The 12,433-nt window shown below is 36.9% G+C and carries 11 protein-coding genes, 2 pseudogenes and 1 other annotated feature; of the genes and pseudogenes, 12 read left to right on the plus strand and 1 reads right to left on the minus strand.

What is annotated here, in order from left to right; all coding sequences use genetic code 11:
- Positions 1–30 precede the first annotated feature (30 nt).
- From ftsZ to ileS, 11 genes and pseudogenes are all read left to right on the plus strand, one after another.
- Entirely contained in the window at positions 31–1,188 is a 1,158-nt protein-coding gene (gene ftsZ / locus LBYS11_RS04475; protein ID WP_004224858.1) for a cell division protein FtsZ, read from the plus strand.
- 182 nt (positions 1,189–1,370) lie between these two features.
- Positions 1,371–2,204: a sigma-E processing peptidase SpoIIGA gene (locus LBYS11_RS04480; protein WP_103117545.1), complete on the plus strand. Its 834-nt coding sequence runs from the start codon at positions 1,371–1,373 to the stop codon at positions 2,202–2,204.
- Positions 2,205–2,217: 13 nt separating this feature from the next.
- Complete coding sequence (sigE, locus tag LBYS11_RS04485) at positions 2,218–2,925, plus strand: RNA polymerase sporulation sigma factor SigE (protein WP_009373518.1); 708 nt, start codon at positions 2,218–2,220, stop codon at positions 2,923–2,925.
- Positions 2,926–3,039: 114 nt separating this feature from the next.
- A complete protein-coding gene (sigG, locus tag LBYS11_RS04490) occupies positions 3,040–3,813 on the plus strand; it encodes an RNA polymerase sporulation sigma factor SigG (RefSeq protein WP_004227313.1) in 774 nt (257 codons plus the stop codon).
- A 131-nt stretch (positions 3,814–3,944) separates the two neighbouring features.
- A complete protein-coding gene (locus LBYS11_RS04495) occupies positions 3,945–4,187 on the plus strand; it encodes a PRC-barrel domain-containing protein (protein WP_225340754.1) in 243 nt (80 codons plus the stop codon).
- Between the two features lie 119 nt (positions 4,188–4,306).
- Positions 4,307–5,011 (plus strand): YggS family pyridoxal phosphate-dependent enzyme, encoded by a 705-nt coding sequence (locus LBYS11_RS04500; protein WP_304481704.1) that lies wholly within the window; start codon positions 4,307–4,309, stop codon positions 5,009–5,011.
- Positions 4,995–5,491 (plus strand): annotated as a pseudogene (locus tag LBYS11_RS04505) (cell division protein SepF). Before LBYS11_RS04500 ends, LBYS11_RS04505 begins: the two are co-directional and overlap by 17 nt.
- Positions 5,492–5,511: 20 nt before the next feature.
- Positions 5,512–5,793 carry a YggT family protein gene (locus LBYS11_RS04510; protein WP_004227322.1) on the plus strand — a complete coding sequence of 94 codons (282 nt, stop codon included), beginning with the start codon at positions 5,512–5,514 and terminating at the stop codon, positions 5,791–5,793.
- Positions 5,794–5,962: 169 nt separating this feature from the next.
- Positions 5,963–6,750: pseudogene (locus LBYS11_RS04515) on the plus strand (RNA-binding protein).
- 95 nt (positions 6,751–6,845) lie between these two features.
- The gene (locus tag LBYS11_RS04520; RefSeq protein WP_004227329.1) at positions 6,846–7,370 is read left to right on the plus strand and encodes a DivIVA domain-containing protein; all 525 of its coding nucleotides are present in this window, start codon (positions 6,846–6,848) and stop codon (positions 7,368–7,370) included.
- Positions 7,371–7,466: 96 nt separating this feature from the next.
- Positions 7,467–7,690, plus strand: a binding site (T-box leader).
- Between the two features lie 112 nt (positions 7,691–7,802).
- On the plus strand, positions 7,803–10,571 hold the full coding sequence (gene ileS / locus LBYS11_RS04525) for an isoleucine--tRNA ligase (RefSeq protein WP_103117547.1): 2,769 nt from the start codon (positions 7,803–7,805) through the stop codon (positions 10,569–10,571).
- 99 nt (positions 10,572–10,670) lie between these two features.
- On the opposite strand, the gene LBYS11_RS04530 is transcribed toward ileS, so the two are convergent.
- Entirely contained in the window at positions 10,671–11,876 is a 1,206-nt protein-coding gene (locus LBYS11_RS04530) for a helix-turn-helix transcriptional regulator (protein ID WP_103117548.1), read from the minus strand.
- A 202-nt stretch (positions 11,877–12,078) separates the two neighbouring features.
- Here LBYS11_RS04530 and LBYS11_RS04535 point away from each other — a divergent pair, with 202 nt between their 5' ends.
- Complete coding sequence (locus tag LBYS11_RS04535) at positions 12,079–12,414, plus strand: DUF485 domain-containing protein (RefSeq protein WP_048394642.1); 336 nt, start codon at positions 12,079–12,081, stop codon at positions 12,412–12,414.
- The last annotated feature ends 19 nt before the right edge of the window (positions 12,415–12,433 follow it).

Consider the following 12,433-nt stretch of genomic DNA (forward strand, 5'->3'; position numbering starts at 1 on the left):
AGAGTCGAGTTACCGTGGGAGGAAAAAGAGATGTTAGAATTTGATACAAGTGTTGATGAACTTGCAGTAATAAAGGTCATAGGTGTTGGTGGCGGCGGTAACAACGCTGTCAATCGAATGATAGAACATGGTGTACAAGGTGTTGACTTTATCGCAGTTAACACGGATGCTCAGGCATTAAATTTATCCAAAGCGGAAGTAAGGCTACAAATTGGGGCTAAATTAACGCGTGGATTAGGTGCAGGTGCAAATCCAGAAGTAGGAAAAAAAGCTGCTGAAGAGAGCAGAGAACAGCTAGAAGAGGTTTTACGAGGCGCCGATATGGTATTCGTGACTGCTGGTATGGGCGGCGGAACGGGTACTGGGGCAGCTCCAGTGATTGCACAAATTGCACGTGAATTGGGAGCCCTAACAGTAGGTGTTGTCACACGTCCTTTTACTTTTGAAGGTCGTAAACGTCAAACACAAGCAATCGGTGGAATTGGCGGAATGAAAGAAGCAGTAGATACACTGATTGTGATACCAAACGACAAGCTACTACAAATAGTTGATAAATCAACACCAATGTTAGAAGCCTTTAGAGAAGCCGATAATGTATTACGTCAAGGTGTACAAGGTATTTCAGATTTAATTGCTACACCTGGTCTTATTAACTTAGACTTTGCAGACGTGAAAACAATTATGTCCAACAAAGGTTCAGCCTTAATGGGAATTGGTATTGCAACAGGTGAAAACAGAGCTTCTGAGGCTGCAAAGAAAGCTATTTCAAGTCCATTGCTTGAATCATCCATTGATGGTGCTAAAGGTGTCCTTATGAACATTACAGGTGGTTCAAATCTTAGCTTATTTGAAGTACAAGAAGCAGCAGATATCGTAGCTTCTGCATCAGATGAAGAGGTAAATATGATTTTCGGTTCTGTAATTAATGAAAATCTTAAAGATGAAATCATTGTTACAGTTATTGCGACAGGCTTCACAGAGGAAGCTTTACAGCAACAACGACCTACAGCAAAACCGACACTTAATATGAACAGACAATCTGCTCCACAGCAACAAGCACCTATTCGTGAACAACGACAAGAAATGCATGTTCAACATGAGCAGCCACGTCAAAATCAGCAAAATTATGCACAGGATGACATGCTTGAGGTTCCGGCATTTTTACGTAACCGCAAAAATCGTGGTTAATTAACTTCTAAAAAGCTCGTATTTTACATATGTAAAATACGAGCTTTTTATATTGTCTGCTATGATGTTCAAATGTGTAAGGAAACCATGTTTTTTGTCAAAACATTTTTAGGAAATGATGCGATTGTTTGACAATATTTGTGGGAGTAACGTGCTAACTTTGTAAGTAGGAGGCGGCTGTTATGTATGGAGAATGGCTGGTGCTCATTAATACGCTTTTTAATCTAGCGATACTCACGTTTACGGCAAGAGTAACAGGAGTCCTTGTAAAAAATTCAAGATTATTAATGAGTTCTATTTGTAGTAGTTTTGTAGCTGTCATTGGCGGTCAAATGCTGTGGACGACAATTCTTAGTTTTATATTGTTAATTGGTATAGCGTTTCACTTTAAGATTCGAAGCTTTCAGAAGCAAGGACCTATTGTGTTAACAGCAACGATCGTTATTGGCGGATTGTTAACAGCACTACAACCTTTTTTAAAAAATCTTTCTTCCACCCATTTCATTATGATTTGCTTTTTGCTTGCAGTTTTAAATCTTATTGCATTTTATAAGCAATGGGGTTTTGTAAAATTAGAACGCTTAAGTGGTCAATTTGTATTTGATACAACTTTAACAATCTTTGGGGCAAAGATACCACTTTCTGCCTTTGTAGATACAGGAAATCAAGCCGTTGAGCCATTATCAGGAAAGCCGGTTCATTTTGTTTCCTATACTGCTTTGAGACCACATTTACCTTCAGCGTTCCGGGAATCATTAATGGAATGGCAAGAAACAGATCCGTACAATGTATCTATGTTTTCAGAAGATTATCAGCGTTATATACGATTTATTCATGTCAATACAGTACAGCAGCAATCCGTTGTCCTTGGTTTTCGCTTTGATGAGTGGCATATAAAGGGGGAGCCTTCGCAAGTGAAAATGAATGAATATATCGTATTAACCAAAAAAGCTAAAAATTTTCCACATAGCACAGCAGCAATTTTACATTTTTCAGCGCTTTCAAATAACTCATAGAGGGGGAGAACTATTGCTTCTTAGGCTACTTGCTAGCTTGAAAAAATTATGGAGTAAGTTTCGGAGTCGTGAAACGTACTATATAGGGGGAAATGATTCATTGCCAGTGCCATTAAGTCGAGAAGAAGAAGTTACAGTCATTGCATCCTTTATGAATGGTGATTTACGAGCTAGAGACACACTAATTGAACGTAATTTACGTCTTGTTGTTTATATTGCTAGACGTTTTGATAATACGGGAACGCCAATCGAAGACTTAATCAGTATTGGCTCCATTGGTTTAATAAAAGCAATTGAGACGTTCAATACGGATAAAAATATTAAGCTTGCAACATACGCATCACGCTGTATTGAAAATGAAATTTTAATGCATTTACGAAAAACAAGTCGTATGAAGGGTGAAGTATCCTTAGATGAGCCACTAAATTCTGATGCAGATGGAAATGAATTATTACTGTCAGATATTTTAGGAACAGAAGAGCATATTATTTTAGATAATGTGGAGAAAAAAATTGAACGTCAGCATATGTTCCACGCTATTAATTTACTAGGTGCACGTGAACGTTATATTATGGAATGTCGCTTTGGTCTCAATGGAAAAGTTGAAATGACACAAAAAGAAGTTGCAGATCATTTAGGCATATCGCAATCATATATTTCCCGTTTAGAAAAGAAAATTATTCAAGATTTACGTGAAAATTTAAATCAACCAATTTCTTAGAAAGGGAAATTTATCCTACCTAAAATTGGTCGCAGCTTTTGTGCATATTCTTGTTCCTCTCGGACAAACTGATGTCACGGTTTAGTCAGAGAATAACATCCGGAGGAATCGAATATGCGAACAAAAGTAGATCTTTGCGGCTTAGATACATCGACTTTGCCAATTCTAAAGCACGAGGAAATGAAGGAACTCTTTATCCGATTACAAGCTGGAGAAACAGAGATTAGAGAAGAGCTTGTGATGTGCAATTTAAGGTTAGTGCTTAGTATTGTCGGTAGATTTGCCTATAGAGGTGAACAGGCAGATGATTTATTTCAAGTAGGCTGTATTGGCCTCATGAAAGCCATTGATCATTTTGATTTAAAGCATAATGTACGATTTTCGACATATGCTGTACCAATGATTATTGGTGAAATTCGTCGCCATCTGCGTGATCATCATGCATTACGTGTATCTCGCTCTCTAAGAGATATAGCTTATAAGGCAATGCAGGCAAAAGAGCAATGGATAACCGATAATTTGCGAGAACCAACGATTGAAGAAATTGCCGAGATGATTGACATGAAAAAGGAAGACGTTTTATTTGCTTTAGATGCCATTCAAGATCCAGTTTCATTACAGGAACCCATTTATTCAGATGGCGGAGATGCTGTTTATATGATGGACCAATTACGTGATGATGATGTATCAGAAGATCAATGGGTTGCCTATGTGTCGGTAAAGGAAAGCTTGCAAAAGCTAGATGAACGTCAGCAAATGATCGTTGCCAAACGATTTTATTATGGAGAGACCCAAACTGAGATTGCCAAAGAACTTGGGATTTCTCAAGCACAAATTTCACGTCTTGAAAAAAATGCAATTGAAACAATGCAAAAAGATTACAAATAAAAAAATGCGCATCGTATAATTCGGTGCGCATTTTATCTTCATTCAATGAACAAATGATACATAAATATAAAGTAACAGCAAAGTTTGATGGTAGTAGAAATGTTTATACGAAAGTAAACAATAGAGGAGGTATGTCATTGCGTTTTTCGATGTTACAACAAAAAGAAGTCATTGAAGCAGGAAATGGACGATTTATAGGCTTTGTCATAGATGCTGAAGTATCAAAAGAAACAGGCTATGTGACAGCATTTTTGATTGCAGAGCCTCGCAAATATCTTGGTTTTTTTAAAGGTGAAGAGTCTGTGAGAAAAGTGTATATGAAGGATGTGCTTGTTGTTGGTAAGGATGTTATTTTAGTCAAAGCCCTTTCCTAAGACATAGGCACATTAAAATTATGAGAATTGTATGCTGACATAGGTCAGGCTATTCATTGATAAATCAAGCATTGCTTGTTACAATAAAAGAAACTATTGTTGTAAAGTTGGGAAAAACAGTGACAAAAATCTTAACAAATTTAAACAAGCTAAATGATTTAATAACAGCAGCAGAAAAAAAAGGGAATCGTGAGGGCGAAAAAGTCCAAATAATTGCCGTGACGAAGGAAGTTTCTGTTGAAAGAACACAAGAAGCAATTGAAGCAGGGCTCACTCATTTAGGAGAAAACAGACCAGAGGGCTTACATCGTAAAATTACTGAGATACATGCTGATGTTCATTGGCATTACATTGGGTCGCTTCAAACACGTAAAGTAAAACAAGTGATTAACAGCATTGATTATTTACACTCCTTAGATCGTTTGAGTTTGGCAGAAGAAATTGAAAAAAGAGCCGAACAACCTGTTAAATGTTTTGTACAAGTAAATATTTCTGGTGAAGAATCAAAACATGGTTTAACTATCGAAGAAGTTTTGCCTTTTGTAGAAGCATTAAAAGGTTTTACTAAGATTCAAGTTGTAGGTTTAATGACTATGGCACCAAACACCGAAAACGAAGCAAGTATTCGCTCTGTTTTCAAGCAATTAAAACAATGTCAACAGCAAATAGCCGAGCAAGGATTCGCACACGCACCTTGTACCGAGTTATCAATGGGCATGTCTAATGACTTTGAAATTGCGGTAGAGGAAGGGGCTACTTTTGTTCGAGTCGGAACGGCTCTTGTTGGAAATGAAAGAGGGGAACAGGATGAGCATGAAAAATAAGATTAAAAACTTCTTTTACCTTGAAGAAGAATTAGAAGAAGAAATCACGCAAGCTCCTATTCAGCAACAACAACCCATACAACAACAGCAACCGATTCATTCAGTTAAGCCAAAAAAAATGATGAAAGAACGCAAAGCACCTATTCATGAAATCATGCCACAAAGCACAGCAACTCCTAATAACATTGTCAGTTTGCAGGCAGCTATGAGTTCTAAGGGAGCAAAAGTTGTTTTAATAGAACCGAGAGTTTATGCAGAAGCACAAGATATCGCAGAGCATTTAAAAATAAACGTGCAACAATTGTCAATTTGCAACGTATCGAAAGAGAACAAGGTAAACGCATTATTGATTTTTTAAGTGGCACAGTCTATGCTCTTGCTGGAGATATTCAACGTATTGGTAAAGATATCTTCCTTTGTACGCCAGATAATGTAGAAGTGACTGGTGAAATTACAAACTTTATTTTAGACGATAATTAATAGCGAGGATTGTAGTTTATATGACTTTTTTTATTATACTTGGTTATGTATCATTAGCATTTAAGATTTACTCATTCATGCTAATTGCATATATCTTAATGTCTTGGGTGCCTGCCGCTCAAAATTCAGCAATTGGTCGCATGCTTGAAAAAGTTTGTGAGCCATATTTAGGTATTTTTAGGAAATTCATTCCGCCTCTTGGTATGATTGATATTTCGCCAATTGTGGCCATCTTTATGCTGAATTTTATAGAAAGAGGGCTTTATATAGTCATTCAGAAAATATATTTTATGTTCGCTTAGAAGTAAATCCTCACGTTTTGGTGGGGATTTTTTATTTATTTTAATTTTCTATGCTACTAATGCGACTAATAAAAAATTTTAAAACAATGACGTCCAAACGCATTAATTGGGAATACTAAGTTTCCAACTAACAAAGCAAAATGGAACTAGTGAAAGAGGAGACAACAAGATGGAACACTTAATCCAGCATTTTCGAAAAGATGAACAGCCCTTTATTGAACAGGTAATAAGCTGGCAGCGTGAGGTTGAAGATCGTTATGCGCCTAAGCTGACAGATTTTCTTGATCCAAGACAACGTTTTATTGTGACATCGATTATTGGGCAAAATGATACCCTAAAAACTGCATGCACAGGTTTATTTGAAGAGGCGGAGAGGCAGCGTATGCTTATTTTTCCTACTTACTATGAAGCAATAGAAGAAGACTTTCAGTTAGTGGCATTTACGATTCAATATCCAGTGAAATTTGTCCAATTACGACATCCTGATGTTTTAGGTGCGTTGCTTTCATTAGGTTTAAACCGTGGCAAATTTGGTGATATTCGTGTAAATGATCAGCAGGTGCAATTCGTTGTAGCTCAAGAGGTAGCAGAATATGTTCGGTTACATTTAACAGGTATTGGTAAAGTTAAGGTGCATATTGAGTCTTTAAAAGAAGCGGATTCCCTTATTGTAAATGAGGAAGAATGGTTGGAGGAATCTCATACAGTATCTTCCATGCGCTTAGATGTAATTATTGCGACTGTATTAAATGTATCACGCCAAAAAGCTCAAGCTTTAATTACTGGGAAAAAAGTTCGTGTAAATTGGACAGAAAGAGATACAGTTGCTTTTGAATTACAAGAGGGAGATATTTTATCGATACGTGGAAGTGGTAGGGTGAAAATTATTATGACTGAAGGCCGAACAAAAAAGATAAAATCCGTCTTCAAGTCGGTCGATTGGCCCAAAAAAGCTGAAAGTGAAGTAAATTTCATTAATTTTTACTGCTAAGTTGTCGGAACAATTGTATAATAGGAATTACGAATGTACATGTAAAGGAGAGAAGGATTGTATGCCATTATCACCTATTGATATACATAATAAGGAGTTTACAAAAGCCTTCAGAGGTTATGCTGAAGATGAAGTAAATGAATTTTTAGATCAGATTATTAAAGACTATGAAATTCTGCTTCGTGAAAAAAAAGAGGTTGATAAGCAATTAGAGATGGCTTTAGAACAAGCGAGACATTTCAACACCTTAGAAGAAACTTTGCAGAAGTCTATTGTCGTTGCACAAGAAGCGGCTGATGAAGTGAGAAGAAATTCTCAAAAAGAGGCAAAGCTCATTGTAAAAGAAGCTGAAAAAAATGCTGATCGAATTGTCAATGAAGCTTTGACGAAGGCTCGTAAGGTGACGATTGAAATTGATGAGCTTAAAAAGCAATCTAAGGTATTTCGTAATCGTTTCAAGATGCTTGTAGAAGCACAGCTGGATTTACTTAATGCAGATGACTGGGATCATTTGCTGCAATATGATATCGATTTAACAGAAATTCAAGCATCTGTTGAAGAAGCACAGGATTCTGAGGATATTTAACTTTTCTTTTTAATTGATGTAATTGACAAATGAAACTTGACGCGATTGTTTGAATTTCATATACTTTGTAATAGTAATTATTTTGAACAGATATGCATAAAAGCAGAGACGAAGACAGTATTTGTTAGGCGTTGTTAAGCGATTTGGGGACAGTGAGAGCCCAAACATACAACTAGCATTGAACATCACTTCTGAGCTAAATAACTGAAAAAAGTAGGTTATTTCGTGATGCACGACGTTAAACGTGCTTTTAAGAGGTAGTGCAAATTTTTGTACTACAATTAGGGTGGTACCGCGAGTAGAAGCTTCTCGTCCCTTAGTGGGATTGAGGGCTTTTTTTGTTTGTTTCCGAATCGTTTTAGATAATTTTGCCAATAACTGTCTTATGAGAAAAATGTCTACCTGTTTGTGTAAAATAAAGGAGGAATTTTAATGGTTGAATACAAAGATACTTTATTAATGCCAAAAACAGATTTCCCAATGCGTGGAAATTTACCGGCAAATGAGCCAAAAATGCAAGAAAAATGGAATGGCATGGATATTAACAAATTACAGATGGAGCGTACGGAAGGTCGACCAGAATTTGTTCTACATGATGGTCCTCCCTATGCAAATGGTGATATCCATATAGGCCATGCTCTAAATAAAGTATTGAAGGATATGATTACACGTCATCGCTCCATGACTGGCTACCATGTCAATTATATTCCAGGTTGGGATACACATGGTTTACCAATTGAGCAAGCATTGACTAACAAAGGTGTAAAACGTAAAGAAATGTCAGTAGCAGCATTCCGCCAACTTTGTGAAGAGTATGCTTATGAGCAAATTGACAATCAACGTGCCCAATTCCGCCGTCTAGGCATTCGAGGTGATTGGGAAAATCCATATATTACATTAAAGCCTGAGTTTGAAGCTCGTCAAATTGAAGTATTCGGTAAAATGGCGGAAAAAGGTTATATCTATAAAGGGTTAAAGCCGGTTTATTGGTCTCCTTCTTCTGAATCTGCTTTGGCGGAAGCTGAAATTGAATATAAGGACATCAAATCTCCATCCATTTATGTAAGCTTTGCAATTAAGGATGCGAAGGGTGTTGTTCCAGCAGATGCTAAATTTATCATTTGGACAACAACACCATGGACATTACCAGCAAACTTAGGGATTTCTTTGAATCCTGAATTTATCTATGTAGTAGTTGCAGTGGCTAATAAAAAATTCATCATTGCCAAAGAGTTATTAGAGTCAGTGGCAACTACGCTTGGATGGGTAGACTATGAGGTTGTACAAGAAGTAAAAGGAGAGGCATTAGATCGTATTGTAGCACAACATCCATTCTACGATCGTGAATCGCTTATTATGGTGGGTGAACACGTAACTGCTGAAGCGGGTACAGGTTGTGTTCATACAGCCCCAGGGCATGGTGAAGACGATTATCATATTGGTAAACAGTATGGTTTAGGTATTCTTAGCCCTCTTGATAATAGTGGCTGCTATACAGATGAAGCACCTGGCTTTGAAGGCGTGTTTTATAATGATGCGAATAAACTCGTCACAGAAAAACTAAAAGAAGTAGGAGCGTTAGAAAAGCTTGATTTCTTTACGCACTCCTATCCACATGACTGGCGTACGAAAAAGCCTGTTATTTATCGTGCGACACCACAATGGTTTGCATCTGTTGAAGCATTCCGTGGGGAGTTATTAGAGGCTGTAAAAGCAACAGCATTTACACCAGCTTGGGGAGAAACTCGTCTTTATAATATGATTCGTGATCGTGGAGACTGGGTAATTTCACGTCAACGTGCGTGGGGTGTGCCGATTCCGATTTTCTATGCTGAAAATGGTGAACCTATTATTACACCTGAAACAATTAGTCATGTCTCAGCATTATTCCGTGAGAATGGATCAAATATTTGGTTCCAAAAAACAGCAAAAGAGTTATTACCAGAAGGCTTTACACATCCAGGTAGCCCGAACGGCGAATTTACCAAAGAAAATGATATTATGGATGTATGGTTTGATTCCGGTTCATCACACCAAGGTGTACTAGTAGAACGTGGTATGAAATATCCAGCTGATCTCTATTTAGAGGGCTCTGACCAACATCGTGGTTGGTTTAATTCCTCTCTTATTACATCTGTAGCTATTAACGGCTATGCACCATACAAAGGACTTTTAACACATGGTTTTGTACTTGATGGTGAAGGACGTAAAATGAGTAAATCTTTAGGGAATGTGATTATTCCGCAAAAAGTAATGGATCAGTATGGAGCAGACATACTTCGTTTATGGGTTGCTTCTGTTGACTATACAGCAGATGTCCGCATCTCTATGGATATGTTAAAGCAAGTATCTGAAGTGTATCGTAAAATTCGTAATACTTTCCGTTTCTTACACGGCAATATTGCTGATTTCGATCCTACGAAAGATCGTGTAAGTTATGCTGAGCTTCGTGAAATGGATCAATATGTGTATATGCGCTTACAGGATGTCTTAAAAACTGTGCGTGCTGCCTATGATCGCTATGATTTTGCTGCTGTCTATCATGTAGTCAATAATTTCGTTGCTGTAGAGTTATCTTCATTCTATCTTGATATTGCCAAAGACGTAGTCTATATCGAGGGTCATGACAATAAGGATCGTCGTGCGATGCAAACAGTTATTTATGATACATTGATGACATTAGTAAAAATCATGACACCAATTATCCCACATACAACAGATGAAATGTGGTCTTATCTACATGCTCAAGGTATTGTAGAAGAAGTTTCTGTTCAATTAACAGATTTCCCAGAGGTAGATGTTCAAGCGAATTTTGACAGCCTACGTACAAAATGGGAAAAAATTATTGATGTACGCGATGATATTTTAAAAGCATTAGAGGAAGCACGTAATGCGAAAACAATTGGTAAATCACTTGAAGCAAAAGTCACTGTCTACGCGAAAGAAGATGTTGTCGCATTATTGAACGATGCCAACATTGACTTTGCACAACTTTCCATCGTTTCAGCTTTTGAAGTAGCTGCTATCGAGGAGGCACCTGCTGAAGCTTTAACACTTGAGCATGTTTCCATTGTTGTTGAGAAGGCTACTGGTGAGAAATGTGAGCGTTGCTGGTCAATTTCTGAAACAGTTGGTTCAAATGAAGCACAACCTACAGTATGTGCTCGCTGTGCAGAAGTTGTAGAAAAGTATTACGTTTAATCTATAAATAACAAGAATCTGCATTTTAATGTAGAGGATGTGCAAGTCTCCTTGTTGGAGGCTTGCTTTTTTCATGGAAGTTTTGCAGATTCTTTTCCATTATTTAAATAAAATTTCTGTCGTATTGCGATAGTCTGTTGGAGAGATCCCTACATATTTTTTAAAAGTTAAACTATAGTAATTTGGTGTATTGAAGCCACAGGAGGAGGAGATTTTTTCTATGGTGTAGTCGTACTTGCGTAAAAAAGGTAAGGTTTTGATAATGCGTGTATAAGCAACATAGTCAACAAAATTGCGACCTGTTTCTTTTTTAAATAGTCTACTAAAATGAGTTGGGCTAAAGTTAATATATTTTGCAACATCACGAATGGTCAGTTGTTCGTCGTAATGCTCTTCAATATACTGAATAGCTTTTTGCAGCTGCTCATGCTTTGTTAAATCTTCGTAATATCGGATGTGTATATTATGGATAGGTGGTTTTCTACGTGCTTTTCTAGCCTGGCTATAGGATTCCTTCACTTGCATAGCATCCTGAAATACACCTCCAACCCCCATAAAAAGATGAATAGAACAATCCCTTTTTAGGGTCTCGATAACCTCTAATAAACAGGCTTCACCCTCAGTCCAATGTTTGAAAGAGTTGTAGTCAGTAGGAATTCGCATGAGAAGTAATAAATAGCGTTCAAAATGTAAAAAGGATAATGAGGCCTTCTCAGCAAAGTGCTGGCGAAAAACAGTTGTAATACTACTACTTGCATCGTGTGGGACAGCTTTCCTATTAGCCCCATCAATATAGCCTTGAATTAAAAATACAATATTAGGTATACAGCTTGTCGATAAAAATGAAGCAGATTGTATTATTTCTTGTTCATTGTCAATTTCTCCACGGATTAGGCGTTTTAAAAATGCTTCCCTAAATGGAGAGGTATGTTGTTGGGATACTTGTTGTGATAGCTCAAGCATTGTAAGTGTACTCGCCTTTTTTTCCTGATAGGACGTATACAACTTTTTTACAATTCGTAAAAATTTTGATTTTTGTAATGGTTTTATGAGAAGTGCAGGTAAAGCTAATTCAATTGCTATACCAGTCGAGTAGGTAAGGTGTTCTGTAACAAACGGGACAATAATACTATTAGGATAATTTCTTTTTAATCGATTAATCTTTACCCAATCAAATAACCGATTGACTTCATAGACAATAATGACCTCATCTTCTGGCTTTGGCACTTTACATTCCTCTAAAGCGTTTGGTAAAACCTCTTTTAACCATTCACTCATTTGCTGCTTGTCAAATGAGCTTTCCATATACCATACCACCTTTAAAATGCTACCAGCCCCCTACGAATAAAAAGATAAAAATATTTTAACTTAAAATAGCAATTTTTTGTACTAATACAGCAATATTTTATATCTATATTGAAGTTGAAATAGAATAGAATAATTGTAGTGAATAATAATTTGAAATTTCAGACAATTATTCACTTACCAGAAAAGGGGGAGTTGGCTTATGGCGGAAGTAGGCAGTCATGATTATGACTATGTAGAAGCAGGAACAATTGATGTGAAAGATCTACCACCTTTAGATGCAACAACAAACAAAATTATGAAAGATGAATTTACAACAGGTTTAGGTTTATCGATATTTTACTTTATTTTGATTTTTAGTATCCCTGTTATGAATTGGTTTGCGCCAGCATTTGCGTTTAAGAAGATCTGGGGTGGTATGACAGTCACATGGTTTGTGACAACGATTGTAATGATGGCTATGGCATTTATTATTGCATATGTTCACACAGCCATGTACGAGAAACGTCTAAAGCAATATGATATAGCAAATAAGTAGTTGGAACAAAGGGGGAAAT

Source organism: Lysinibacillus sp. YS11, from assembly GCF_002896375.1.
Lineage (GTDB): Bacteria > Bacillota > Bacilli > Bacillales_A > Planococcaceae > Lysinibacillus > Lysinibacillus capsici.